This is a genomic window from Pseudonocardia sp. NPDC049154, from assembly GCF_040648315.1.
Classification (GTDB): Bacteria; Actinomycetota; Actinomycetes; order Mycobacteriales; family Pseudonocardiaceae; genus Pseudonocardia.
On record NZ_JBEZDN010000003.1, the window covers coordinates 1 to 25,438 of the forward strand.

19 protein-coding genes and 1 pseudogene are annotated in these 25,438 nt (G+C 75.0%); 7 read left to right on the top strand and 13 right to left on the bottom strand.

What is annotated here, in order from left to right:
• Positions 1-2,120, bottom strand: a 2,120-nt coding sequence (locus AB0B41_RS02780; protein ID WP_358198198.1) for a BTAD domain-containing putative transcriptional regulator, incomplete at its 3' end; no start/stop codon positions are given.
• Between the two features lie 140 nt (positions 2,121-2,260).
• Between AB0B41_RS02780 and AB0B41_RS02785 the strand changes: the two genes are divergently transcribed.
• The 3 genes from AB0B41_RS02785 (at position 2,261) to AB0B41_RS02795 (ending at position 5,870) form a co-directional block, all read left to right on the top strand.
• Positions 2,261-3,307 carry a class I SAM-dependent methyltransferase gene (locus AB0B41_RS02785; RefSeq protein ID WP_358198200.1) on the top strand — a complete coding sequence of 349 codons (1,047 nt, stop codon included), beginning with the start codon at positions 2,261-2,263 and terminating at the stop codon, positions 3,305-3,307.
• Positions 3,308-3,384: 77 nt separating this feature from the next.
• The gene (locus AB0B41_RS02790; RefSeq protein ID WP_358198202.1) at positions 3,385-4,773 is read left to right on the top strand and encodes a glutamine synthetase; all 1,389 of its coding nucleotides are present in this window, start codon (positions 3,385-3,387) and stop codon (positions 4,771-4,773) included.
• A complete protein-coding gene (locus AB0B41_RS02795; RefSeq protein WP_358198204.1) occupies positions 4,770-5,870 on the top strand; it encodes an amidohydrolase family protein in 1,101 nt (366 codons plus the stop codon). The genes AB0B41_RS02790 and AB0B41_RS02795 overlap by 4 nt, the downstream gene beginning before the upstream one ends.
• Here AB0B41_RS02795 and couO read toward each other — a convergent pair whose 3' ends face one another.
• The 3 genes from couO to AB0B41_RS02810 all read right to left on the bottom strand — a co-directional run bounded on the left by couO (position 5,871) and on the right by AB0B41_RS02810 (position 10,673).
• Complete coding sequence (couO, locus tag AB0B41_RS02800) at positions 5,871-6,734, bottom strand: 4-hydroxyphenyl-beta-ketoacyl-CoA hydrolase (RefSeq protein WP_358198206.1); 864 nt, start codon at positions 6,732-6,734, stop codon at positions 5,871-5,873.
• Positions 6,735-7,105: 371 nt separating this feature from the next.
• On the bottom strand, positions 7,106-9,766 hold the full coding sequence (locus tag AB0B41_RS02805; protein WP_358198209.1) for an MFS transporter: 2,661 nt from the start codon (positions 9,764-9,766) through the stop codon (positions 7,106-7,108).
• 166 nt (positions 9,767-9,932) lie between these two features.
• Entirely contained in the window at positions 9,933-10,673 is a 741-nt protein-coding gene (locus AB0B41_RS02810) for an SDR family oxidoreductase (protein ID WP_358198211.1), read from the bottom strand.
• A 71-nt stretch (positions 10,674-10,744) separates the two neighbouring features.
• Here AB0B41_RS02810 and AB0B41_RS02815 point away from each other — a divergent pair, with 71 nt between their 5' ends.
• The gene (locus AB0B41_RS02815; protein ID WP_358198213.1) at positions 10,745-11,317 is read left to right on the top strand and encodes a TetR/AcrR family transcriptional regulator C-terminal ligand-binding domain-containing protein; all 573 of its coding nucleotides are present in this window, start codon (positions 10,745-10,747) and stop codon (positions 11,315-11,317) included.
• 1 nt (position 11,318) lies between these two features.
• On the opposite strand, the gene AB0B41_RS02820 is transcribed toward AB0B41_RS02815, so the two are convergent.
• A complete protein-coding gene (locus AB0B41_RS02820) occupies positions 11,319-13,262 on the bottom strand; it encodes a SpoIIE family protein phosphatase (RefSeq protein WP_358198215.1) in 1,944 nt (647 codons plus the stop codon).
• A gap of 264 nt (positions 13,263-13,526) precedes the next feature.
• A complete protein-coding gene (sbnA, locus tag AB0B41_RS02825; RefSeq protein WP_358198218.1) occupies positions 13,527-14,522 on the bottom strand; it encodes a 2,3-diaminopropionate biosynthesis protein SbnA in 996 nt (331 codons plus the stop codon).
• Between the two features lie 827 nt (positions 14,523-15,349).
• Between sbnA and AB0B41_RS02830 the strand changes: the two genes are divergently transcribed.
• Entirely contained in the window at positions 15,350-18,073 is a 2,724-nt protein-coding gene (locus tag AB0B41_RS02830; protein ID WP_358198220.1) for an AAA family ATPase, read from the top strand.
• A gap of 20 nt (positions 18,074-18,093) precedes the next feature.
• The gene (locus tag AB0B41_RS02835; RefSeq protein WP_358198222.1) at positions 18,094-19,056 is read left to right on the top strand and encodes a LysR family transcriptional regulator; all 963 of its coding nucleotides are present in this window, start codon (positions 18,094-18,096) and stop codon (positions 19,054-19,056) included.
• Here AB0B41_RS02835 and AB0B41_RS02840 read toward each other — a convergent pair.
• From AB0B41_RS02840 to AB0B41_RS02855, 4 genes and pseudogenes are all read right to left on the bottom strand, one after another.
• Complete coding sequence (locus AB0B41_RS02840; protein ID WP_358198225.1) at positions 18,942-19,352, bottom strand: LysR family transcriptional regulator; 411 nt, start codon at positions 19,350-19,352, stop codon at positions 18,942-18,944. The two genes, AB0B41_RS02835 and AB0B41_RS02840, sit on opposite strands and share 115 nt — an antisense overlap.
• 19 nt (positions 19,353-19,371) lie before the next feature.
• Positions 19,372-20,106: a 3-oxoacyl-ACP reductase FabG gene (fabG, locus tag AB0B41_RS02845; protein ID WP_358198227.1), complete on the bottom strand. Its 735-nt coding sequence runs from the start codon at positions 20,104-20,106 to the stop codon at positions 19,372-19,374.
• A gap of 10 nt (positions 20,107-20,116) precedes the next feature.
• Positions 20,117-20,398: pseudogene (locus tag AB0B41_RS02850) on the bottom strand (acyl-CoA dehydrogenase family protein); the annotation flags it as partial.
• Positions 20,399-20,622: 224 nt separating this feature from the next.
• Positions 20,623-21,192, bottom strand: coding sequence for a class I SAM-dependent methyltransferase (locus tag AB0B41_RS02855; RefSeq protein WP_358198229.1), 570 nt, complete (start codon positions 21,190-21,192; stop codon positions 20,623-20,625).
• A gap of 245 nt (positions 21,193-21,437) precedes the next feature.
• Here AB0B41_RS02855 and AB0B41_RS02860 point away from each other — a divergent pair, with 245 nt between their 5' ends.
• On the top strand, positions 21,438-21,599 hold the full coding sequence (locus AB0B41_RS02860) for a hypothetical protein (RefSeq protein WP_358198232.1): 162 nt from the start codon (positions 21,438-21,440) through the stop codon (positions 21,597-21,599).
• Here the strand turns inward: AB0B41_RS02860 and AB0B41_RS02865 are convergent.
• Genes AB0B41_RS02865 through AB0B41_RS02875 form a run of 3 tightly spaced genes read right to left on the bottom strand, consistent with a single transcriptional unit; the run spans position 21,596 to position 25,061 of the window.
• Positions 21,596-22,267 (bottom strand): TetR/AcrR family transcriptional regulator, encoded by a 672-nt coding sequence (locus AB0B41_RS02865; protein ID WP_358198234.1) that lies wholly within the window; start codon positions 22,265-22,267, stop codon positions 21,596-21,598. The two genes, AB0B41_RS02860 and AB0B41_RS02865, sit on opposite strands and share 4 nt — an antisense overlap.
• Entirely contained in the window at positions 22,264-23,898 is a 1,635-nt protein-coding gene (locus AB0B41_RS02870; RefSeq protein WP_358198236.1) for an AMP-binding protein, read from the bottom strand. The genes AB0B41_RS02865 and AB0B41_RS02870 overlap by 4 nt, the downstream gene beginning before the upstream one ends.
• Entirely contained in the window at positions 23,895-25,061 is a 1,167-nt protein-coding gene (locus AB0B41_RS02875) for an acyl-CoA dehydrogenase family protein (RefSeq protein WP_358198238.1), read from the bottom strand. Before AB0B41_RS02875 ends, AB0B41_RS02870 begins: the two co-directional genes overlap by 4 nt.
• Positions 25,062-25,438: the final 377 nt, after the last annotated feature.

The window sequence follows — 25,438 nt, forward strand, 5'->3', positions numbered from 1 at the left end:
CCGCGCTCCAGCCCGGTCCGGGCCAGCAGCTCCGCGCCGGTCGCGTCGCCACGGTGGTAGACCGCCTCCGCCGCGACGCCCAGCACCGCGGCCGCGCGGGGATGCGCGGCCAGTGCCGGGTCGGCTGCGAGCTCCTCGGCCCACCCCCGCAGCTCGACGAGGTCGCGGTAGCCGATCGCCTCGAACAGGGCGATCACGATCGCCGCCGCGGCGTCGAGATCCCCGCGCCGCCGGGCCAGCCGCCAGGCCACGCGCAGGTTCGCGATCTCGCGGCGCAGGGTCGTGTCCGCCTCGGCCTCGTCCGCGCCGTCGAGCCCCGCCCGGATCCGCTCGGTCAGCCCGACCGCCCAGCGGACCAGGAGCGCCTCGGCCGCGTCCGCCTCGCCGGCCGCGACGAGCCGGTCGGACCCGAAGGCGCGCAACGTCTCCAGCATCCGGTACCGGGTCACGTCGGCGAAGTCGGCGTCGAGCAGCGAGGCGTCGACGAGCCGCGCCAGCAGGCCGCCGGGGTCCCCGCCGAGGCCGAGGTCGGCGGCCAGCTGCTCGGCGGTGTCGAGGTCGGCGCCGTCGGCGAACAGCGCGAGATGGCGGAACAGCCGCTGCTCGTCGTCCGTAAGCAGCTGGTACGACCACTCGACCGTCGCCCGCAGGGTGCGGTGCCGGGCGTTGCCGGTCCGCGCACCGCCGAGCAGGTCGAGCGAGCGGTCCAGCCGGGCGTGCAGGTCGGCCAGCGACAGGCTGGACAGCCGGCCCGCGGCGAGCTCGATCGCCAGCGGCAGCCCGTCGAGCCGGCGCACGATGTCCGCGACCAGCCGCAGCTCCGCCGGACCGGGCGGCGGCCCGGGCCGCGCGCGGCGGGCCCGCTCGAGGAACACCGCGACCGACGCCGACGCGGCCACCTCACCACCCGGCTGCGGGACCGGCAGCGGGGCCAGCCGGTAGGTGTACTCGGCGGCCAGTCCCAGCCGCTCCCGGCTCGTGGCCAGCACGGACAGCCGCGGACAGGCCGCGAGGAGCGCCTCGACGAGCTCGCGCGCGCCGGCGAGCAGGTGCTCGCAGTTGTCGACGACGAGCAGGCCCGTCCGGTCGCCGAGCAGCGCCAGGCAGGAGGCCAGGACGTCGCCGCGGGACACCTCCAGGTCGAGGGCGGCGGCGAGGGCGTGCGGCAGGCCGGCGGGGTCGGTGACCGGTGCCAGCAGCACCACGGGCGCCTCGCCGCGGCCGGCGACCTCCAGCGCGACCCGGGTCTTGCCCACCCCGCCCGGGCCCACCACGGTCACCAGCCGCTCCTCGGCGAGCAGCCGGCGCAGCGCGCTCACCTGCTCCTCGCGGCCGATCAGCCGGGTCGCCGGCGTCGGACGTCCGGGCGCGGCGGGAGCGGGCCCGGCCGCCCCGGCCGCGACGGCCCGCTCGACCTCGCCGAGCGCCGGTGACGGGTCGAGCCCGGTCTCGTCGGCCAGCATCCGCCGGAACTCCCGACCCACCCGCAGCGCCTCGGCCGGCTGTCCGCTCGCCGCGAGCGCCCGCATCAGCAGCACCGCGCCGGGCTCGCGGAGCGGGTCGGCCGCGAGGGCCGCCGCCGCCTGCCCGACGACGCCGGCGCCGTCACCCGCGTCGACGGCCCGGTCGACCAGCGCGTCCGTCACCTCCCGCCGGAGCCGTTCCTGCTCCTCGACGGCCACGGCGATCGGCGGGACGTCGGTCAGGTCCGCGAGGACGGGGCCGCGCCAGAGGGCGTGCGCCTGCCGCAGCAGCGGGAGGGCGGCGGCCGGGTCGTCCAGGCCTTTCGTCCGCGCCAGCAGCGCCCGGGCCTCGGCCAGATCCAACTCGTCGGCCGCCAGCTCGAGCCGGTACCCGTCCTGCAGGGTCCGCAGCCGATCGGCCGCCGGGCCCAGCAGTGTGCGCAGCCGCGAGACGTGCGTGTGCAGGGCCTGCCGGCCGGAGTCCGGGACGCCGCCGGACCACAGGGCGTCGAGCAGGTGGTCGACGGGCACGGTGCGGCCCCCGGCCAGCGCGAGGAGGGCGAGTGCGGCGCGGCGTTTCGGGCCCGGGACCTCGACCGGCGTCCCGTCGACGAGCAGGCGCAACGGCCCGAGCACCTCGACACGGACGCCGCCCATCCCCCACCTCCGCCGACAGCATGCCCGGGCGGCGGACGCGTTGTCAGCGCCCGGACAGCCGGAGCCAGGCCCGTGCAAGCCCCGGCGCGCACGGTCGTCGTCGACCGGCACCCGAGCCGGGCGGACGGAAGGAGCAGGGGATGGATCAGGACAGGGTGGCCGAGTTCCTCGGGCGTTTCGTCACCGAGATCGGCGCCACGGGCGCCGCCGGGTCGGTCGCGGTCGGGAACCGCCTCGGCCTCTACACCGCGCTGGCCGACGGCCCGGCGACACCGGCGGCCTTCGCCGCACGCACCGGTTGTCACGAGCGCCCGCTCACCGAGTGGCTGCGCGGGCAGGCCGCGGGCGGCTACATCACCTACGAGCCCCGGACCGGCGAGTTCTCGCTGACCGAGGAGCAGGCCTACTGCCTCGTCGACCCGGACGGGCCGAACATCTCCGCGGCGTACCGGCTGGTGCTGGGTTATCTCCGGGCCGACGAGAAGATCGCGGAGAGCTTCCGCACCGGGACCGGGGTGCCCTGGGACGCGCACGACGAGGACGTGTTCCACGGCTGCGCCGCGTTCTACCGCTCCGGGTACGTCGCAGAGCTGGTGCAGAACTGGATCCCCGCACTCGACGGCGTGCAGGCGAAGCTGGAGGGCGGCGCCCGGGTCGCCGACGTCGGTTGCGGGCTCGGCGAGTCCGCGCTGCTGATGGCGAAGGCCTTCCCGCGCAGCACGTTCGCCGGCTCGGACTACCACGCGGAGTCGATCGTCGAGGCGCGCAAACGCACCGCCGACGCCGGCGTGGCCGACCGGGTGACCTTCGAGGTCGCCTCCGCGCAGGGGTTCACCGGCACCGGGTACGACCTGGTCGCGATGTTCGACTGCCTGCACGACATGGGCGACCCGGTCGGGGCCGCCCGCCGGGTCCGGGAGGCGCTGGCACCGGACGGGACCTGGATGGTCGTCGAGCCCGCCGCGGGCGACACCGTCGCGGACAACCTCCACCCGGTCGGCCGGCTCTACTACAGCGGCTCGACGTTCCTCTGCGTGCCCAACGCGCTCTCCCAGCCCGGGGGCTACGCGCTCGGCGCACAGGCGGGCGAGTTCCCGATCCGGCAGATCGCCGCGGAGGCCGGCTTCACCCGGTTCCGCAAGGCCGCGGAGACGGCGTTCAACGCGGTCTACGAGATCCGTCCCTGAGGTCCGGTCCTGGGGGGACGACGGGGCGGCGGCCGGATCTCCCGGCCGCCGCCCCCGAGCTGGCACGATCGTCGGGCATGGACACCGCACAGCTGGACGCCGCCGGGCGCGAGGAGCGGGCCGCGCGGGCGCGCAGCCTCGTCGAGCGGATGGCCGCCGAACGGATCGCCGCGATCGCGCTGACCTTCGTGGACACCGCCGGCATCACCCGGGCCAAGGGTGTGCCGCTGGCGGCGTTCGAGCACGCGGCGGCGTGGGGCGTCGGCGCCACCCCGGTGTTCGACGCGTTCGGCGTCGACGACTCGATCGCCGCCACCGCGGTGGCGAACCCGACCGGGGACCTGCGGCTCCTCCCCGACCTGGACCGGCTCGTCGCCCTCGCCGCCCAGCCCGGGTGGGCGTGGGCGCCGGCGGACCGGTGGACGCAGGAGGGCGAGCCGCATCCCGGCTGCGCCCGGCTCCTCGCGGCCCGGACGGTCGACCGCCTGGCCGGAGCCGGGCTCAGCGCGCGCGCCGCCTTCGAGGTCGAGTGGGTGGTGTACCGGGCCGGGGACGGCGAGCCGGAGCCCGCCGTGACCGGCCCGGCCTACGGCATGACCCGGCTGGTCGAGCTGTCGGACTACGGCGTCGACCTGCTGCGCGCGCTCGCCACCGAGGGCGTCGACGTGCGGCAGTTCCATCCCGAGTACACCCCGAGCCAGTTCGAGCTGTCGGTCGCGCCGGAGTCGCCCGTCGCGGCCGCCGACACCGCCGTCCTCGTGCGCACCACGATCCGCGCGGTCGCCGCACGGCACGGTCTCGCGGTCTCCTTCGCGCCCAGCGTCGCCGACCCCGGCGTCGGCAACGGCGGCCACCTGCACATCTCCCTCGACCGCGACGGCCGCAACGTCTTCTCCGGGGGTGACGGCCGGTTCGGGCTCACCCCCGAGGCCGAGGCGTTCACCGCCGGGATCCTGGGGCGGCTGCCCGCGCTGCTGGCCGTCGGCGCCCCCAGCGTCGCGAGCTACCTGCGGCTCCTGCCCTCGCACTGGGCGGGGGCGTACGCCTGCTGGGGCCGGGAGAACCGGGAGGCCGCGGTCCGGCTGGTCACCGGCTCGCACGGCGAGGAGACGACCGCGGCCAACGTCGAGGTCAAGTGCGTCGACCAGGCCGCCAACCCGTACCTCGTGGTCGCCGGCGTGCTCGCGGCCGGGCTCGCCGGTCTGGCGGAGGGCCGCACGCTGCCGGAGCCGGTGCACGCGGACCCGGCCGGCCTGTCCGACGACGAGCGGACGCGGCTCGGGGTGGAGCGCCTGCCCACCGATCTCGGCACCGCCGTCGCGGCGTTCGAGGCCGAGCCGGCCCTGACCGACGCGTTCGGCCCGGCGCTCACCGAGACCCTGCTCGCCGTGCGCCGGGCGGAGGCCGACGCGTTCACAGGCCGGACCGCCGCGGAGATCATCGCCGCCACCCGGTGGCGGTGGTGACCGCGTGGGCCGAGGAGCTGCGGCTGGTCGACCACCACTGCCACAGCGTGGTGGGCGACGAGCTCGACGCCACCGGCTTCGCCGGGCTGCTCACCGAGGCACCCGCACCCGCCGGCGACCCGTGGGACTCGATGCTCGGCCTCGCGGTGCGCCGCGAGTGCGCCCCGGTCGTCGATCTCCCGCGGCACGCCCCGCCGGCGGACTACCTGGCCCGCCGCCGGGAGCTCGGCGCGGCCGAGGTGACCCGACGGCTGCTGGCGGCCACCGGCACGGACGCCCTGCTCGTCGACCACGGCCTGCGCGCCCCCGACCTGCTCGGGCTCGACGCGCTGTCCGCGGCGGCGGGCGCGCCCGTCGCCGAGGTCGTGCGGCTGGAGGCCGTGGCCGAGGACGTCGCACGCTCGGGGGTGCGCCCGGCCGACTACGCCGACGCTCTCGTCGAGGAGCTCGCCCGGCGCACCGCGGGCGCCGTCGCCTGCAAGTCGATCCTGGCCTACCGGCACGGCTTCGACGTCCCACCGGGCCGGCCCGCGCCGGCCGAGGTCGCGGCCGCCGCCGCGGAGTGGGCGCGCACCGGCGGCCGCCTCGCCCACCCGGTCCTGCTGCGCCACGCACTGTGGTGCGGCGTGGACCGCGGCCTGCCGGTGCAGCTGCACACCGGCTTCGGCGACCCGGACGAGGACCTGCACCGGGCGAACCCGGTGCTGCTCACGGCCTTCTGCCGGGCCACGGCGGACACCGGCACGCCGATCGTGCTGCTGCACTGCTACCCGTACCACCGCGAGGCCGCCTGGCTGGCGCAGGTGTTCCCGCACGTGTGGTTCGACGTCGGGCTGGCCTCGACCTACGTCGGGCACCGCGCGGCGGAGGTGCTCGCCGAGGCGCTGGAGCTGGCCCCGTTCGGCAGGCTCCTGTACTCCTCCGACGCCTTCGGGCTGCCCGAGCTGTACCTGGTCGCGGCCCGCGCGTTCCGTCGCGCCGCCCACCGGGTGCTGGGCGGCTGGGTCGCCGAGGACCAGGCCGCCGAGGACGACGTCCGGCGGATCGCCGCGATGATCGCCGGTGGGAACGCCCGCGCCCTCTACCGGGTGCCGTGATCAGCCGAGCCCGAGGACCCGCACGGCGTTGTCCTTGAGGATCAGCGGCCGGACGTCGTCCTTGATCTCCAGGTTCGCGAAGTCCGCCAGCCACCGGTCCGGGGTGATGACCGGGAAGTCCGAGCCGAACAGCACCTTCTCCCGCAGCATCGTGTTCGCCGCCCGCACCAGCTGCGGCGGGAAGTACTTCGGCCGCCAGCCGGAGAGGTCGATGAACACGTTGGCCTTGTGCGTGGCGATGGAGATGGCCTCGTCCTGCCACGGCACGGACGGGTGCGCCATCACGATCGTGAGGTCGGGGAAGTCCGCGGCGACGTCGTCGAGCAGCATCGGCGCGGAGTACCGAAGCTTGATCCCGTGCCCGCCCGGCAGGCCGGCCCCGATCCCGGTCTGCCCGGTGTGGAACAGCGCCGGCACGCCGGCCTCGGCGATCGCCTCGTAGAGCGGGTAGTACTGCGGGTCGTTGGGCTCGAAGGCCTGCAGCGACGGGTGGAACTTGAACCCGCGGGCGCCGCGCTCGACGAGCGCGCGGATCCGCGTGACGGCGGCCTTGCCGGCGTGCGGGTCCACCGAGCCGAACGGGATCAGCACGTCCGGGAACTCGGCGGCGCCGTCGAGGATCTCCTCGCTGGACAACGCCGGGTGCCCCGTGCCCGAGGCCGCGTCGACGGTGAACACCACAGCGGCCATGTCGCGCTCGCGGTAGTGCTCCGCGATCGCCGCGACGGTCGGGGTGCGGTCCTGGTCGGCGCGGAAGTACTGCGCCGAGGCGTCCATCAGCTCCTGGTCCAGCGAGAAGCAGCCGTGTCCGTCCTGCTCGACGTGGGTGTGCACGTCGATCGCGACCAACCGGTCGATGTTCACGTGTCCTCCGGGGTTCCGCTTCGGTGCGCCACGGCACCGTATCAAGCTTCCTGAGATAGCGGGAGCCCCGGTCGGTCAGCGGGCCGCGCGACCGCGGCGAGCGGTCCCAGATGGCGATCATGAATCAACCGCCGCCGCCCGCAGCTCCAGAACCTCTGATCGTGATCGCTGACCGGGACCGCACACGGCCACCAGCGGCCTCGAAGTGTCCCGAATGGTGATCACGCCGCCGTGACGGTCACCTGCGACCGCGAAGCCGACGGAACCGGCGCGGAACGGTCACACCCGGCGATCGTGCAGCTCGTACACACGGCCACCGGCCGCCGGGAGGTCCCGGCGGCCGGCGGTCGCGTTCCTGCCGGTAGGAGCGGTCAGTCCCCCGCGACCGGGTCGAACCTCCGGCCGTCGGCGGGGGCGACACCGGCGGCGCCGTCCCACGGTGCCGGCGCACCGAGCTCGACCCGCACCTCCGTGGTGGTGCCGGGCTCGACCCGCACGCTGCGGACGTCCGGCGCGTACCCGGCGGCGGTGAGCGTGTAGGTGCCGGCGGGCAGGTCGGCGAAGGCGAACCCGCCGTCGGCCCCCGTGGTGGCGGTGCCGACGACCTCGCCCTCCGGCGAGATCAGCGTCGCGACGGCCTCGGCCACGACCCGGCCGGTGCGTGCGGCCGTGACCGTGCCACGCAGCTCGGCCCGGACCGGGAGCTGCAGGTCGACGGTCGCCGCCTCGCCGTCCGCGACCCGCACGGTCGTGACCACGGGCTGGTGGCCGGCCAGCGCGGCGGTGAGGGTGTAGGTCCCGGCCGGGACGCCGTCGATCGCGTAGTCGCCGGTCTCGTCGGCGCGGGCGGCACCGGCGACGTCACCCCGGGCGTCGATCAGCGTGACGGCCGCGCCGGGGGCGGGCTCGGTGGCGCCTCGGTCGACGGTGCCGGAGACCCGGCCGCCGCCCGCGAGGGTGACGTCGTGCCGGGCCGGTCGGTCGGCCACGGCGACCATCGACGCCGAGGGCCGCAGCGACCCCGAGGACACGACCAGCAGGTACGTGCCGCCGGTGCGGAGGTGGAACTCGTAGCCGCCGTCGGGCGCGGTGGTGGTGCGGGCGACCTGCTCGCCGCGGGCCCCGGTCAAGGTCACGGCGGCGTCGCGGATCCCCGTCCCGCCGACGCCGGTCACGAAGCCGTACACCGCCGGGCCGACGCCGCCGGGGTCCTGCACCGGACGCGGCCGGGGCCGCGGGGATGGCCGGAGGGCCTGCTGGGGCCGGGCGTGCCGGCCGTGCGACCAGTCCCCTGCCGGCGCGACGGCGGCGGGCGCGGCGGGCGCGGCGGGCGCGATGGGCACCGCGCGCTCGTTCCGCACGACGGGGATCGGCGTGGTGGCGGGCTCGATCGCTGCGGCCTGCGCGGCGACCGCCGCGGGGGCGACACCGCCGTCCCCCTCCTGCCGCTGCTGCTCGATGCCGCTCTGGGTGCGCAGCGGCACCTCCTTGATGAACACGATCGCGAGCAGCGAGACCACGGCCAGGACCGCGGAGACCAGGAAGATCGTGGCGGTGCCGTCGCCGTAGGCGGCGCGGACGATGTCGGCGACGAACCCGGGCAGCTGGTTCAGCGAGCCGATCCCGACCTCACCGGATCCGCCGGCCGGGACCGCGACCCCGGCGTCGGCCAGGCCCTCGGTGGTCAGGCTGGAGACCCGGCTGGCCAGGATCGAGCCGAGGACCGAGACGCCGATCGTGCCGCCCAGCGACCGGAAGAAGGTCACCGTCGACGACGCTGCGCCGAGGTCCTTCGCCTGCACGGAGTTCTGCACCGCGAGGACCAGGTTCTGCATCGTCGTGCCCATGCCGAGGCCCAGGACGGCGAGGAAGGTGCCGACCAGGACCATGTTCGTGGCGTGGTCGATCGTGGCGAGCAGGCCGAAGCCGCCGATCATGAGGACCGCGCCGGCGACCAGGAAGCCCTTCCACTTGCCCAGGCGCGAGATGAGCTGCCCGGAGAGGGTGGCCGAGACCGTCGAGCCGATGATCATCGGCAGGGTCAGCAGGCCCGAGGCCGTCGGCGAGTAGCCGCGCGCGATCTGGAAGTACTGGCCGAGGAAGACCGCGCTGCCGAACATCGCCACGCCGACCGCGACGCTCGCGACGGTGGCGAGGGTGGTCGTACGGTCCTTGAACAGCCGCAGCGGCACGATCGGCTCCGCGGCGCGCGACTCGACGAACACCGCCAGGCCCAGCAGGACGACGCCGATCGCGAGCAGCGACCAGGAGGTGCCCGAGGTCCAGGCGAAGTCGTTGCCGGCGAGGGTGACCCAGACCAGCAGGTCGCAGACACCGGCGGCGATCAGGGCCGCACCCAGATAGTCGATCTTCACCGGGCGCTTGACCACGGGCAGGTTCAGGGTGCGCTGCACGACGACCAGCGCGACGATCGCGACCGGCGCGCCGACCCAGAAGCACCAGCGCCAGCCCAGCGAGCTGTCCACGATCACGCCGCCGATCAGCGGGCCGGCCACGGTGGCCAGGGACATCACCGCGGCGATCGGGCCGGTGTAGCGGCCGCGCTCGCGGGGGCTGATCATCGCCGCGATCACGATCATGACCAGCGACTGCAGGGCACCGAGGCCGAGGCCCTGCACCGCGCGCCAGACGATGAGGATGTCGACGGAGTGCGAGAAGCCCGCCAGGATCGACCCGCCGATGTAGAGCACGATCGCGATCTGGACCAGCAGCTTTTTGGAGAAGAGGTCCGAGAGCTTGCCCCAGATCGGCGTGCTGGCGGTCGAGGCCAGCAGGGTCGCGGTGACGACCCAGGTGTACTGGCTCTGCGAGCCGTGCAGGTCCGTGATGATCGTCGGCAGTGCGTTGGAGACGATCGTCGACGACAGCAGCGCGGTGAACAGCGCCAGCAGCATGCCGGTCAGGGCCTGCACGATCTGGCGGTGGGTCATGCCGGCGCCGCCGGCGGCCCCGTCGGGGGTGCTGCTCCCCGTCCGGGCCCGGGGCGCCGCCTCGGCGTGGGTGATGGACACGGTGTCTTCCTCGTCCTCGTGTTTGATTGCTACATGCAACGATAACCTGATGTATGCACCATGCAAGTTATTGCTCGGGTGATCGTGCTCACCGCGCCGTCAGGAGACCGAGCCGAGGACCGCACGGGGAGCCGGCCGGTCGCCGGCGTCCCCCGTGCAGGCGAGGTCAGGCCACCCCACCGTTGACGTAGAGGACCTGCCCGTTGACCCACCGCGCAGGCCCGGCCAGGAAGGCCACGGCCTCGGCGATGTCGACGGGTTCCCCCAGCCGCTCCAGGGGCGACATCGACGTGAGCCGGTCGACGGCCTCCTGCGGCTTGCCGTCGAGGAACAGCGGTGTGACCGTGGGGCCGGGCGCCACGGCGTTGACCGTGACGTCGCGGCCGCGCAGCTCCTTGGCCAGGATCATCGTGATCGCGTCGACCGCGCCCTTGCTCGCGGCGTAGCCGGCGTAGGTGGGCAGCGCGAGCTTCACGACCGAGCTGGAGAAGGTCACGATCGCGCCGCCGGTCCGCACCCGGCGCGCCGCCTCGCGGCCGACCACGATCGTGCCGCGGACGTTGGTGCGGTGCATGCGGTCGAAGTCGTCGAGATCGAGCTCGGCCAGCGGCGCGAGCAGCATGATCCCGGCGGTGTGGACCACGACGTCGACGCCGCCGAAGGCCCGCTCCACCTCGTCGAACATCGCCGCCACGGCCTGCTCGTCCGCCACGTCCCCGCCGACGACGAGGCTGCGGCCCCCTGCGGCTTCGACGGCGGCCGCGGCCTCCTTCGCCCGCTCGGCGTTCCCGGCGTAGTGCACGGCCACGGCGAACCCGTCGGCGCCGAGCCGCTCCGCCACGGCCCGTCCGATGCCGCCGGAGCCGCCCGTCACGAGCGCGACGCGGGTGTCGTGGGCGGTGGTCATGTCGTCCTCCTTGATGTGTACGATGAGTTCATAAAACCATATGTGTACGACGAGTTCAATAAGGAGGACCCGTGGGCCGAGGGCGCCGTCCGACGGAGCAGGTGCGCGGCGAGGTGCTGGCCGCGGCGGGCGCGCTGCTGCTCGACGGGGGCATGGCCGGGTTCACCGTCGACGAGGTGGCGCGGCGCTCGGGCGCGAGCAAGGTGACGATCTACAAGCTCTGGCCGTCCAAGGGCACGCTCGCGCTGGAGGGCTACTTCAGCACCGTCGAGGCGGCGCTGGAGTTCCCCGACACCGGGGACGTGCAGGCCGACCTCCGCACCCAGCTGCACGCCTTCGTCGACCTGCTGACCACCACCACGGCCGGGCGCACGGTCGCCGAGCTCATCGGGCACGCGCAGACGGACCCGGAGCTGCGCGAGGCCTACCTGCGCACCTACTCCTCCCCGCGGCGGCGGCTGGCGGTCGAGCGCATGGAGCGGGGCCGCGCCGCCGGGCAGCTCCGGGCCGACCTCGACCCGGAGACGGTCGTCGACCAGCTGTGGGGCGCCTGCTACCACCGGCTCCTCGTGCCCGACCTGCCCCTCGACCACGCGACCGCCGACGCGCTCGTCGACAACCTCTTCCGCGGGATCGGGGCCTGAGTCAGGCCAGCCGGTCGGCGAGCCCGGTCAGCGCGACGACGGCGCCCGCGACCCCGTCCGGGTCGACGCGCAGCCGCAGCCCGGGCAGCAGCCGGGCGAGGTCGTGGAACAGCTGGACGCCGGCGCTGGACAGCACCGTGACCCCGTCGAGGTCGACCCGCAGCGGGCGGGTCCCGCCGCGCGCGGCGTGCAGCAGCTGCGCCCGCAGCTGGTCCACGGTCGTCAGGTCGACGGGACCCGACACCGTGGCGACGCCGGCGACCTCGTCGAGGTCCACGGCGAGCTTGTCGTCCCGCGGCCGCGGCTCCGGAGCCGGCGGCGGCACCCCGATCGTGACCGGGCGACCCAGCCGGCGGCCGAGCCGCACCGTCGTGCCCGCGGGGCCATGGTCGATCACGGTGTCGTCGGTCAGCTCGCGCATCATCAGCACCCCGCGCCCACCCACCACCGGTCCGGGGGGCGGTTGCCGCCAGCGTCCGGCGTCGGCGACGGCGAGCCGGACGACGCCGTCCGGACCCAGCTCCGCCTCGAACCGCACCGGTCGCTCCGGCCCGTCCGCCCCGGCGTACGCGTGCCGGACGACGTTGGAGAGCGCCTCGACCGCCGCGTAGACCAGCGAGTCGACGTCGTCGTCGCCCGCGCCGACCTCCTCCAGCCAGCCCGTGAGCCCGCGGCGGACCACCGCCAGCATTGCCGGCTCGGCGTCCAGATCCAGCACGAACCTCGGCGGGGGCGTGCGGCGCTCGGCGAGCACCAGGGTGACGTCGTCCTCGTAGCCCTCGCCGAGGAAGCCCATCCGCTCGGTGACCACGGTGGCGAGCCGCTCCACGCCCGAGTCGGGCAGCGTCGTGTCGTCCAGGACCCGGTCGTCGAGGTCGCGGCGCGCCGCGGCCGCGGTCCCGGCCAGCGACGCGACCGTCTCCCCCAGCGGGCGGCCCGGCCGTTCGACGAGCCCGTCGCTGTAGACCAGCAGCGTCTCGCCGACCTCGACCCGGTCCCGGACCCACGCGGCCGCGGGACCTCCCGTGCCCAGCGGCGTCGTGGCGGGCACCGCGAGCCGGCGGGACCCGTCCGGCCCGACGACGACGGGCGGCGGGTGGGCGTGCGCGGCCACCTCGAGCTCCCCGGTCGCCGGGTCCAGCACGGCCACGCACACGCTCGCGGCGCGGGTCGCCCGCTGCCGCGCGGCGAAGCGGTCCAGCCGCTCCAGCGCGGCCGCCGGGGTCTCCCCCGCGTGCAGCGCGTCGAGCGCGACGGCCCGCAGCTGCCCCATCGCGCCGGCCGCGCCCGCGCCGTGGCCCACGACGTCGCCGACCAGCAGCGCGACGCGGTCGTCGGGCAGCACCAGCACGTCGAACCAGTCCCCGCCGGCCGCCAGCTCGTCGCCGGCGACCCGGTAGTGCGCGGTGGTGACGAGGCCGGGGAGCACGGGCACGCCGGTGGGCAGCAGGCTCCGCTGCAGCTCCAGCACGATCTCCGACGCGTGCCGGTAGCGCCGCTCGGACGCCGCCGCCGCGAGCTCGGCCTCCTCCTGGCGCAGGGCCTGCGCGGTGGTCTCGGCGATGTGCACGACGAGCCCGCGGACCGCGCCGTCGGCGTGGTGCGTGGGCAGGAACGTGTAGGTGAAGAAGCCCTCCTCGAGCCGGCCGTCGCCGTCCCGGTCGACGAGCACCCGGCGGTGCTCGGCCGAGACCGGGCGGCCCTCGGAGTAGGCCTCCTCCATCATCTCGAAGATCTGCTGCCCCTCGAGCTCCGGCAGCACCTCGCGGATGGGGCGCCCGACGATCCCGGGCCGGAACCCGGCCGAGGCGCGGGCACCGGTGTTGGCCGCGACGACCCGCAGCTCGGGGCCCTCGAAGGCCCAGATGATCGCGGGGACCGACTCGAACGCGCCGAGGACGTCGGCGGGAGCACCGGCGTCGCTCGTGTCGTCGTCCACCGGCATGCCGCAGATCGTGGCACAGGGGCCGGACGGCCGCGCGCCGCTCCACCGCGTCGGAGATCCTGCGCCGCGGCGGGGCGACCATCGCCTCGGGCGCAAGGGTGCGCTCCTGCGACGCCGCGACGCGGGTCGCGTCGAGTGCGCCCTTCCGCGGCGGGCCGGCCGACCGCGCGCCGGCTCGCCGACGCGGAGGCGCAGCACGACAGCACCCCCGCGCCGACGTCGACCGCCGGCGGTGTGAGGTGCTCGATCGACGGGCCGTGACGGTCAGGCCGAGCAGGCGCGCTGCGTCGGGACCGCGTCCTCCTCGTCCCGGAGGACCTCGTCGCCGTAGAGCGCCTCGACCCAGTTGCTCTGGTACACGGTGTCCAGGTAGCGCTCACCGAGGTCGGGGGCCAGGGCCACCGACACGGTCCCGGGCGTGCCGTGCTCGGCCAGCCAGCGGGTCGCACCGCTGACGACCGTGCCGGTCGAGCCACCGAACAGGAACCCGCGGCGGGCGAGCCGGTGACACATCCGCACGGTGTCGGCCTCCTCGACGCGCACCACGTCGTCGACCAGGGACCGCTGCAGGAACTGCGACGGCACGCTGCTGCCGAGCCCCGGGATCATCCGCCGCCCCGGCGCATCGCCGAAGGTGACCGATCCCGCTGCATCGACCGCCACGATCCGCACCTCCGGCGCGTACTCGCGGAACCAGCGCGCGCATCCCATCAGGGTTCCGGTCGTGCCCGCGCCCACGAACAGCACGTCGAGGTCCGGGAACTCGCGGTGGATCTCCGGCGCGGTCCGCCGGTAGTGCGCACGCCAGTTGTCGGCGTTGCCGTACTGGTTGAGCCACACGTACTTCTCGTCCGAGGCGAGGAGTTCGCGCACGTGCCGCAACCGGGCCCCGAGCAGCCCCTCCTCCGGGTCGGGGTCGGTCATCACGTGCACCTCGGCCCCCAGCGCCTCCATCATCCGACGGGTCGCCAGGTTGCACCGGGAGTCGGTCACGCACACGAACCGCAGACCCTTGCTGGCCGCGAGCAGGCTGAGCGCGACCCCGAGGTTGCCCGACGACGACTCGACCAGCACCGACCACGGGTGGATCACGCCGCGCCGCTCGGCGGCCTCGACCATCTCGGTGGCCGCCTTGAGTTTGATCGATCCTGCGAAGTTGAACCCCTCGCACTTGAGGTGCAGCGGCTGGTCGACGATCGCGGCCAGATCGACGTACAGCGCATCCTCGTTGTACTGATGGGGCTCGGAGATGACGGGCACTGTGGCCCTCCTCGTCTGACTGCTCGCCCGTGGCGCGGTCGCGCCGGCGAGACCGTGATGGAGAACGACGGAGGTTCGGGGTTCCGGTCCGCGGGCGCGCCGGCGCGACCCTCCGGACCCGGGTGGATCTTCGGCCGTCGCGCGGGGCGCGAGGGCGGCCGGTGTGCCGGGTGGGTCCCGCGTCGTGCGGGGTGGTCCGTCCCGGGAATCGGCATTCGAGTGGTCGGTGACCGGTCAGCGTGGACCGGGTGGGAGCCGCACGGGTACAGCGGCCGCGAGCCCCGGTGGCCGGCGGGATCGCCGCCTCCGGGACGTCACCGACGTCGCTCTCCTGATGTCGTTGCGAGCGGTCAAGGTTCCCCCCTTCCCGACCGGCGACGGCACCCCCATGCCCCGCCGATCAGTGCCCCGCCGCGCCCTTGCGGCGAGTTGTGCAGGTAGATCCCTCCGGAGGACCCGTCTGTTTCACACCGGTCGAGAATTCACTCGGAAGTTGTATATGGGGTTGCGCGACAACAGCGTTACGTGCTTGCTTCGCGACAACCGGGTGATCACGCCCGAGCGGACACGAGATCAGGGTGCGCCGACGGCCGGCGGACACGCCCCGACCCCACGCAGCCCGCGATCATGACGCTGGTCGGCCGGAATGATCAACGACCGCGCGCACACACGCTCCCCAACGCACGCAGGCTGCGATCACCCACCGCTCCGCACGACCCCGGACCTCACCTGACGCTGCGCCGCCATCCGGCCCGGCGGCGTGACCACCGTGGACCGACCGGCCGTCCTCCATCGACTTCCGACGTGATCGCGCGCACACTGCCACCATGACCGCGCCGGACGAGTTCGTCGGGCGACGCGAGGAACTCCGCGTGCTGGCCGAGGAGTTCGACCGGGCCAGGGCCGGCCAGGCGCGGGTGGTGTGGCTGACCGGCGGGGCCGGGATCGGCAAGACCTCCGTGCTGCACCGCTTCCGCGACCGGGCCGGCGCGGGGACGGTGCTGTGGGTCGCCGGCGACGAGGCCGAGGCGGGCATGCCGTACGGCCTGCTGCGGCAGCTCCTCGCCGACGTGCCGGCCGAGCTGGTCGCGGACCTGCCCGTCCTCGCCGCGGGGCCGGCCTCCGGGGCCGACCCGGTCGACGTCGGGGCGGCGCTGCTGGAGGTCCTGAGCGCGCTGCAGTCCGCCGGCCCGGTCCTGATGGTCGTCGACGACGCCCAGTGGGCCGACGAGCTGTCCGTGCGCGCGCTGGTGTTCGTGGTGCGGCGGCTCCGCCGGGACCAGGTCCTGCTCGTGGCCGGGATCCGCGCGGAGGACACGCCGTCGCCGGCCTGGGGCCGCGTCCTCGCCCAGGAGCCCCTCCTCCGCCGGATCTCGCTCACCGGGCTGGACCCCGACGACGTCGGCGCCCTCTCCACCGCCCTCGGCGGACCCGAGTTGCCCCCCGCCGCCGCGCGCCGCCTGCGCGGCCACACCGAGGGGCACCCGATGCACGTCCGGGCGCTGCTGGAGGAGATCCCCCCGGCCGACCTGCTCGACCTCGCCGTCACCCTGCCCGCACCGCGCTCGTTCGGCTCGCTGGTCCTCGTCCGCGTGGCCGCGCTGTCGCGCCCCGCGCAGGAGGTCGTGCTGGCCGCGGCCGTGCTGGGCGTGCGGGCCGCGCTGTCCGACGTGGCCGCCCTGGCCGGGGTGCCGGACCCGCTCGCGGCGCTCGGCGAGGCCGTCGCGGCGGGGGTGCTGCAGGAGGTGCCGGCCGGCGTGCGGCCCGACGTCGTGTTCCGGCATCCGCTGATCCGGGCCGCGGTCTACGCCGACCTCTCCCCCGAGCGGCGGCACACCCTGCACGCCGCCGCGGCCGAGCGCCTGGGCGGCGCGGCCGCGCTCGAACACCGGATCGCCGCCGCCGTCGGGCCGGACGCCGTCCTGGCGGCGGAACTGCAGGAGCTGGGCGAGACCGAGCGCGCGGGGCGGCGGTGGCGGGACTCGGCGGCGCACCTGCTCGCCGCGGCCGATCTCAGCCCCACCCACCGGGAGCGGTCGGCCCGGCTCGTCGGGGCGCTGGAGTCGATGCTCGCCGGCGGGGACCTCGCCGCGGGGGTGCGGGCGGAGCCGGAGGTGCGCGCGGCGGAGCCGAGCCCCGGCCGCAGCCGCGTCCTCGGCCAGCTCGCCGCGTTCACCGGCCGGTTCGCGGTGGCCCGCGAGGAGCTCACGGCCGCCGTCGAGCAGGGGGGCCGGCAGGACCCCCGGCGGCCGGCCGCGGCGGCCCACCTCGCGCTCGTCTCGCTCATCGAGGGCGACACCGCCCGGGCCGTCACCTCGGCGGAGGAGGCGCTGGCCGCCCACGAGGCCTCCGACGTCGCGGCGACGGCACGGTTCGTGCTGGTCGTCGCGCTGGCCGCCGAGGGCCGGCACGCGGACGCCGACGCCGTGCTCGACGCCGGGCGGTCCGGTCCCGTGTCCGTGGAGGCGCGGGCGCTGCGCGGGATCCTCGCGCTGTGGGCCGGCGACGCCGCCGGAGCCGCCCGGATCCTGTCGGAGGTGGTCGACGACCGGGCGCAGCAGCTGCCGATGCAGGGCCGCCTGCTCACCCTCGGCTACCTCGCCGAGGCGCACTACCGGACGGGCGACTGGCAGGAGGCGACCGTCGAGGCGGAGCTGGCGATCTCGCTCGCCCGCGACGCGGGCGTGGTGATGGGCAGCGGCGTGGTGCGGGCCATCGCCGCCTACGTCGCGGCCGGCCGGGGCGACCGGGAGACGGCGCGCGCCCACACCGCCGCGGCGGCCGGCGTCGCGCAGGCGCTGCCCTGGTGGGGCGGCCGCGCGTACGCCGCCCTCGCCGCCGCGACGCTCGCGCAGGCCGAGCACGACCACGGCGCGATGCTCGAGGCGCTGCGGCCCTACGACGATCCCGCGCTCGCCCGGCTGACCGACAACCTCGGGACCGTCGGCTGGCGGGCGCTGCGCACCGAGGCCCTCCTCGGGCTGGGCCGCGAGCAGGAGGCGGACGACGCCCTGCGCGCGCTGGAGGCCCGGATCGCGGGCCGCCCGCCCGGCTGGCCGAAGGTGGAGGCCGCTCGGCTGCGCGGCCTGCGCGAGGAGCTCCGGGCGGATCGTGGGGCGGCCGAACACGCCTACCGGCAGGGCCTCGCGGCGGCCGACGACGTCGGTGCGGCTCTCGGCCGGGCCCGCCTGGAGGTCGCCCTCGGCCGGCTGCTCCTGGCCGGCCCCGAGCGGCGCCCGGCGGTGGACCTGCTGCGCACCGCCCACGACCGCCTCGCCCGCCTCGGTGCCGCCCCCTTCCTGGCCGAGTGCGTCGAGCTGCTCCGCTCCGCCGGGCTGCACCCGCCCTCGTCCGGCGACGCGCTGGGCCTCACCCCGCAGGAGCTGGCCGTGGCCCGCTCCGTGGCCGCCGGGCGCACCAACCGCGAGACGGGCGCGACCCTGTTCATCACCGGCCGCACCGTCGCGTTCCATCTCAGCAACATCTACGCGAAGCTCGGCCTCTCCTCGCGCCGCGAGCTGGCCGCCCGGCTGCAGGAGCTCGACGCCTGACCGGCCCCTAGGGTCGGGCCGTGGAACCGCGGGCGGCCGAGTACTTCCTCGCCGTCGTCGAGCACGGCGGGGTCACCCGGGCGGCCCAGGCGCTCTACCTCGCGCAACCGTCGCTGTCGGAGGCGATCCGGCGGCTCGAGGAGGAGCTCGGCGTCGTGCTGTTCGAGCGGTCCGGCCGCGGCCTCGTCCCCACCCCCGCGGGTCGGGCCCTGGTCGAACCGGCCCGCCGGATCGTCGCCGACGTCGAGCGGGCCCGGCGCACCGTCGAGGAGGTCGTCGCGCTGCGGGCCGGCGAGCTCGTGATCGCCGCGGTGCCGGCGCTCGCCGTCGATCCGCTGCCCGAGCTGGCCGCGGCCCTGCGCCGGCGCCTGCCCGGCGTCCGGCTCGTGCTTCTCGACGGCACCGCCGAGGGCGTCGAGGCCGACCTGCGCGCGGGCCGCTGCGAGGTGGCGCTGACCGACGGCCCGCCCGCGGACCGGGACCCGCTCTGCCGCCACGACGCCGGCGGGCGGGAGATCGTGCAGGTGACGACCGGTACGGAGGACCTGCCCGATCCGCTGCCCCGGTCCCGGCTCGCCGAGGTCCCGCTCGTCACGGAGCTGGGCGACAGCTGGCTGCGCGCCGAGCTGGGCGAGCCGCGCACCGCCGTGGAGTGCGCGCACCGGCAGGCGCTGTGGGAGCTCGTCGGCGCGGGCGCCGGGGCCGCCCTGGTCTCCCGGGCCGGGGCCGCGCGGGAGCTGCCCGGTGCACGGACGGTCGGCCTGGACCCGCCGCTGCACCGCCCGGTCGTCGTCGCCCACCGCCCGGGGCCGCTCTCCCCCGCCGTCGCCGCGTTCCTCGAGGTGGCGGGCCTGGGGTGCGGAGACCCTCAAAGGGCGGCGCAGTCGTCGTCGTCCGGGAGGGCACCGATCCGCACGGCGACCTCCGGGTGCGCGTGGCGGAAGGCCCCGACGATCCCGGCGACGGGATGGACCGCGACGTAGGTCGAGGCCAGGACGTCGAGCCTGCCCCGGACCGGACCGCCCGGGCCGACCGCGGCCCCGTCGGCGGCGAGGGCGCTGCGGACGATCCGCCGCGCCGGCCCGACGAACGCCCGGCCGGCCGCGGTGAGCACCATCCCGCGGCCGATCCGGTGGAACAGCTCCGCGCCGAGCTCGCGCTCCAGCGCCCGCACCGCCTGCGAGACCGACGGCCCCGCCAGCCCGAGCGCCGCGGCGGCCCCGGCCACCCCGCCGTGCTCGACGACCGCGAGGAAGTACCTGGCCTGCCGGAGCTCCACGACCTCAGCGTAGGGAGGCTCAGATGTGCCGGCCGCCCGTCACCTCGAGCACGGTGCCGGTCATGTAGCTGGACAGGTCCGAGGCGAGGAAGAGCGCGACGTTCGCGACCTCGTCCGGCTCCCCGATCCGGCCCAGCGGCACCTCGGCCCGCTTCGCCTCGAGGATGTCCTCGCGCAGGTCCGCGGTCATCGCGGTGGCGATGATGCCCGGCTGGATCGCGTTGACGCGGATGCCCAGGTGGCCCAGCTCCTTGGCGGCGGCCTTGGTCAGCCCGACGATGCCGGCCTTGGCGGCGCTGTAGTTGGTCTGGCCCATCATCCCGACCTTGCCCGAGATCGACGACATGTTGATCATCGCGCCGCGGCGCTGCTCGCGCATGACCAGCGAGGCCGCCCGGACGCCGAGCCAGCAGCCCCGCAGGTGCACGTCGACGACGGCCTCGAAGTCCTCGAGCGTCATCCGGCGCAGCGTGCCGTCCCGGAGGATGCCGGCGTTGTTGACCATCACGTCGAGCGACCCGTGCCGGTCGACGCAGGTCCGTACGAGCGCGTCGACCTCCTCGGGCACCAGCACGTCGCACGCCACGCCGGTGACCCGCTCGCCCAGCTCCTTCGCGGCCGACTCGGCGGGCTCGCCGTCCCGGTCCCCGATCACCACGGAGGCCCCGTGCGCGGCGAACGTGCGGGCGATCGCCAGCCCGATCCCGGCCGCCCCACCGGTGACGACGGCGGCCCGCCCTGCCAGCAGCTCCATGACGTCCTCCTCAGCCCGCCACGCCGGCCAGCAGCCGCCGGGCGATGATCAGTTTCTGGATCTCGCTCGTGCCCTCGTAGATCCGGAAGAGCCGGGCGTCGCGGTAGAACCGCTCCACCGGGACCGAGCGCATGTACCCCATCCCGCCGTGCACCTGGACACCCCGGTCGGCGACGCGCCCGAGCATCTCGCTGCAGAACAGCTTGGCCGACGACGGGGCCAGCGTCACGTCCTCGCCCGCGTCGTAGGCGCGGGCGGCCTCCAGCACCGTCGCCCGGCCCGCGTACAGGCCTGCGACTCGGCGAGGCCTCGCGCTGGCGGCCAAGAACCTGCACGCCGCCGCCGGCGCGCTCTGAGTCGCCCGTGCAGCAACTTCGCGATTACGAGCTGCGGCCGGCACCGTTGATCGGCGATGCTGTGCGATGGTGGCGAGCCCTCAGCGCACACCCTCGGCGATCACGAATCCGGAAGTGTGCGTCGCCCCGACCGGTAGCGGGAGGTCGACCGCAGGCGGCCCTACGGGGGCGTGGTCGCGCTGAACCGGAAGGAGCGCCCTCCCAGGCCCGTCTCCGCCTCGCCGAAGCCTGCCGCACGGAGCCGGTCGGGCAGGGTCGCCGGGTCGACGGGCACCATGGTGTCGCGCACGTGCAGCAGCCGGAACCGGAGCGAGACCCGGCTGTCCGAGCCCGCGAACGTCCCGCCGGGCCGCAGCACCCGGGCGGCCTCGGCGAACAGCCGGTCCTGCTGCGCCGCCGAGGGGACGTGGTGCAGCATCGTGAAGCAGACCACCACGTCGACGCTCTCGGTCGGGAAGGGCAGGTCCGCCCCGTCGCCGGTCCTGACCTCGACCCGGCCGGCGAGATCCCACCGCAGGTCGGCGGCGAGCACCGGGTCGACCTCCACGGCGATGAGGCGTCCGGCGCGCTCGGCCAACCACCGTGTCGTCACCCCGTAGCCCGGGCCGATCTCCAGTACCTCGCCGGTGAGCGCCACGCCGTCGAGCGCCCACGGCATGACCTGGCCGTGCATCCGCTCCGCCCAGCCCGCGGAGCGGCACAACCGGCGATGGACGGCGTTCATCGGCATGGGCCGGGACGCTAGACGCCGTGCGCCTCCCGGTCGACCGGCATGGTCGCGTCCGGAGCGCAAGGGACGATCGGCCCTCCACCGCGCCGAACCCCGACGGGCGGGGCCAGGGCCGCGTGTCGGCCGGACGTCCGGCCGAACGGTCCAACGAGTCGGCGTCCGGTCGTCGCCAGAGAGCGTATTGCCCCCAGATCGACCAGCGCCGCCCCTGGTGCAGGTCGGTTGCACGATGCCACCATCGAGTCATGCCACGGTGGGCATGGGGCTTGATCATCGTGCTGGTCCTGCTGATCTGGGTGATCCCGAACCCGGCGGCAGCAGGAGCAGCGGTCGGCAACGCCTTCCAGGCGATGATCATCTTCTTCCGCAGCATCGGCACCGCTGCCTCCGCGCTGATCGTCGTCTAAGGCGCCGCGGGCTCCCCCGCCAGGGTTCGGGTCAACATGCCGTCGACCAGCAGGTCGGCGTAGGCCTCGCCGATCTCCTCCGGCGAGCGCTTCCCGTCCGACCGGTACCAGCGGTAGACCCAGTTGGCCGCCCCCAGCACGGCGAGGGCAGTGAGCTGAGGGTCGAGGTCCGGCTTGACCCGCGGATCGGTCTGCGCGCCGGCGACCAGGTCGGCGACCACGGCCTGGTACTCGCGGATCGGCAACCGCGCCCGGTGCTCCTCGGAGAGCTGGTCGAACTCGTGCAGGAGCACCGTCGTCCCGACGAGGTTGTCGGTCAGGTAGAGCACGTGGCCGCGGATCACCGCCCGCAGCCGCTCGACGGGATCGAGGTCGGCCGCGGCCAGCGCGCGCAGGTTCGCCAGGCCGGCCCCGTAGACGGACCGGACGACCTCGAACAGCAGCTCGTCCTTGCTGCGGATGTAGTGGTAGAGGCTCCCTTTCAGCACGCCGAACTCGTCGGCGATGTCCTGCAGGGTGGTCGACCGGTAGCCCTTGCGCGCGAAGATCCGGGCCGCGATCTCCAGCAGCTCCTGCCAGCGGCCGTCGTCGGCGCGGAAGGGCGGCGCGGTGCCGGTGCGCGGCGCCCTCCTCCTGTTCACCACCTCGTCGACCGCACGGCCGGTCACACCCCGGCCGACAGCTCGTCGAGCAGGCGGTCCCGCAGGCGGAACTTCTGGATCTTGGTTGCCGACATCGGCCAGTCGGCGGTGAACCGGACGTACCGGGGCACCTTGTACTTCGCCAGGCCCGCGCGGCAGTGCGCGAGCACCTCCTCCTCGGTCAGCGCCGCGCCGGGCCGCAGCTCGACGAACGCCGCCGGCACCTCGCCGTACTTCGGGTCCGGGACCCCGACGACCGCCGCGACCTGCACGTCCGGGTGCGCGGCCAGATGGGCCTCGACCTCCAGGCAGCCGACGCTCTCGCCGCCGACCTTGAGCATGTCCTTGGTGCGGCCGCGGAAGGTCAGGTTGCCCGCGGCGTCGATCGAGGCGAGGTCGCCGGTGTGGAACCAGCCCTCGTCGTCGAAGCTCGCGGCGGTCTTCGCCGCGTCGTTGCGGTAGCCCTGGAAGAGGTTGAACCCGCGGATCCACAGCGGCCCGGTCTCCCCCGGCGGCAGCGCGGTGCCGGTCAGCGGGTCCCGGACCTGCGCCTCGACGCCGGTGAAGGGCCTGCCAGAGGTCAGCCGCGCCTCCAGCGGGTCGTCGAGCCGGCCCATGATGGCGACCCCGCCGGTCTCCGTGGACCCGTAGCAGCTGACGTGCGCGGTGTGCGGCAGCTGCTCCTGGAAGCTGCGCAGCAGGTCCGGCGGGCCGACGGTGAGCATCGCGCGGGCCCGCCGGAAGGTGTCCGGGCCGTACGAGGGATGGCGCAGCAGCGGGCCGGTCAGCGTGGGATAGGCCGGGTAGAGGATCGTGGCGCGCTCGCGCTCGATCTGGTCCATCGCGGCGTCGACCTCGAAGTGGGTCATGGAGAGCCAGGCGGCGCCCGCGTTGAGCACACCGACCATCGGCGCCTGCGCGCTGACGTGGAACATCGGCAGCGGGTTCCACATCCGGTCGGCGGCGGTGAGCGCGAACGCCTCCTCGCCGACCGCCCGCCCCAGCCCGACGACGGAGCGGTGCGTGAGCGGGCAGCCCTTCGGCTCGGCCGTGGTCCCGGAGGTGTACATCATGATGTAGGGCGCGTCCGGGGTGACGGCCTCGGCCGCCGCCAGCGCGGTGGCCTCGTCGACCGCCGCGCCGAGGGCGAGGAAGTCCGCGCCGGTGCGGAAGCCGGGTGCCGCGCGGGTCCCGAGCACCACCGCCGTCTCGAGCGCGGGCGCGCCCGCGAGGGCCGGCGTGCTCCCGGACCTGGCTGCGGCCAGCTCGGGGAAGGCCTGGTGCAGCCGCGCCACGTAGTCCACGTGCTCGTCGACGGCGTCGGTGGTGAGCAGGACCGTCATCCCCGAGTCGGGGACGACGTGCGCGATCTCCCGCGGCGCCAGCCGGGCGTTGACCGGCACGAACAGCGCCCCGGTCATCGCGGTCCCGATCATCGCGTGGGCGAAGGCGAGCCCGTTGGGCATCAGGGTGCCGACCGCGTCCCCCGGTCCCACCCCGAGCGCGGTGAGCGCCCGCGCGACCTCGGTCGCCGAGGCGAGCAGCTCGCGGTAGGTCTGCCGGGCCTCGGGAAAGACGAACGCGTCGGAGTCGGGGTGCTCGCGGGCCGCCCGCAGGACCAGGCCCGGGATCGTCAGCCCCGGAGTCACAGCGCTCACGAGAACGACCGCGGCAGGCCCAGCCCCTCGGCGATGCCGTTGCGGGCCATCTCGTTCGTGACCGGTCCGATCCGGAACAACCGCACGTCGCGCCAGTAGCGCTGCATGTCCGTCTCGGCCGAGTACCCCATGCCGCCGAGGATCTGCAGCCCCAGGTCGGCCGCCTGCCCGGCCAGCTCGGAGGCCACGACCTTCGCCATGTTCGCCTCCTGCCCGCACGGGCGGCCCAACGACTGCAGCCACGCCGCGCGGTAGACCATCAGCTCGGCCTGGTCGCGCCACATCGCGATGTTGGCGACGTGGTGCTGCAGCGCCTGGAACCGGCCGATCGGCCCGCCGAAGGCCTCCCGTTCCTGCATGTACCGCAGCGCGTCCTCGAGGACCCCGTCCATGATCCCCACGCAGAACGAGGACAGCATGATCCGCTCGTTGTTCAGCGTGGGCAGCAGCATGTACCAGGCCCGGTCCTGCTCGCCGAGCAGGTTCGCGTCCGGGACGAACACGTCGTCGAGGAAGACGTCGCACGAGCCGAGCGCACGCATCCCCAGCTTGGGGATCTCGCGGATCGTCACGCCCTCGGCCTTCGCGGGCAGGATGAACAGCGAGACGCCCTGGTGCCGCTTCTCGCCGTGGTCGGCGGTCCGGGCCAGCAGCAGGATGTAGTCGGCCACGTGCGAGGCCGAGCTCCAGGTCTTCTGCCCGGTCACCACCCAGCCGCCGTCGACCTTCCGCGCCCGGGTCCGCATGCCGCCCAGCAGGTCCGTGCCGCCGCCGGGCTCGGTGAACCCGATCGCCCACTTCTCGCGGCCCTCGACGATCGCCGGGAGGTGCTCCGCCTTCTGCTCCTCGGTGCCGTAGAGCCCGACCGACTTGCCGCCCGCGAAGGAGGTGATCCCCCAGACCCAGGTCAGCCCGGCCAGCGACCGCGCCAGCTCGCGGGCCAGGATCATCTGGGTCAGCACGTCCCCGCCCTGGCCGCCGTACTGCTCCGGGATCCCGATGCCGTGGAAGCCCGCGGCCGTGAACTTGTCGAACAGCGCGTGCGGGAAATGGTGCTCGTCGCGCTCGAGCTCCCGGGCCCAGGACTTGGGCGCCTCGCGGTCCACCCACTCCCGCACGGTCTTCCGGAAGAGCTGTTGCTGCTCAGTGAGCTCGAAGTCCATCGCGACACCTCCGTTGGTCCGCCGCGGGCCGACGCTACCCGCCCAGACAATCGTTTGGTAGGGCCTTGAGGTGCGTGCAGGCCGGACGAACGACGTCGGGCTCGCCGGCCACCCCTTCGAGCGGACGACCATCGTCAACTTTCCCTTGACGATCGCGCCGTCAATGCTAGGTTGACGTTCGTTGACGAGGGGTTACGCCGAGGAGCTGGGGAGGTGCGCCATGGCCAAGAAGAAGGACAAGAAGAAGAAGGGCAAGAAGAAGAAGTGAGCCCTGCGGGCTCGCTCCGTCGAGCCCGGTGGCGCCGCGACGATGCGGTCCGGCGCCACTCCCGCGCCCCGGACGGGCCTGCGGATCACCGCAGCACCATCGACGCGGC

Excerpts from the sequence above, each read along its gene's own strand:
- AB0B41_RS02790 (WP_358198202.1), top strand. The coding sequence starts at position 3,385 with ATGGACACCGCACAGCTGGACGCCGCCGGGCGCGAGGAGCGGGCCGCG.
- fabG (WP_358198227.1), bottom strand. The coding sequence starts at position 20,106 with ATGGAGCTGCTGGCAGGGCGGGCCGCCGTCGTCACCGGTGGGGCGGCC.
- AB0B41_RS02830 (WP_358198220.1), top strand. The coding sequence starts at position 15,350 with ATGACCGCGCCGGACGAGTTCGTCGGGCGACGCGAGGAACTCCGCGTG.
- AB0B41_RS02820 (WP_358198215.1), bottom strand. The coding sequence starts at position 13,262 with ATGCCGGTGGACGACGACACGAGCGACGCCGGTGCTCCCGCCGACGTC.
- AB0B41_RS02875 (WP_358198238.1), bottom strand. The coding sequence starts at position 25,061 with ATGGACTTCGAGCTCACTGAGCAGCAACAGCTCTTCCGGAAGACCGTG.
- AB0B41_RS02785 (WP_358198200.1), top strand. The coding sequence starts at position 2,261 with ATGGATCAGGACAGGGTGGCCGAGTTCCTCGGGCGTTTCGTCACCGAG.
- AB0B41_RS02860 (WP_358198232.1), top strand. The coding sequence starts at position 21,438 with ATGCCACGGTGGGCATGGGGCTTGATCATCGTGCTGGTCCTGCTGATC.
- AB0B41_RS02810 (WP_358198211.1), bottom strand. The coding sequence starts at position 10,673 with ATGACCACCGCCCACGACACCCGCGTCGCGCTCGTGACGGGCGGCTCC.
- AB0B41_RS02855 (WP_358198229.1), bottom strand. The coding sequence starts at position 21,192 with ATGCCGATGAACGCCGTCCATCGCCGGTTGTGCCGCTCCGCGGGCTGG.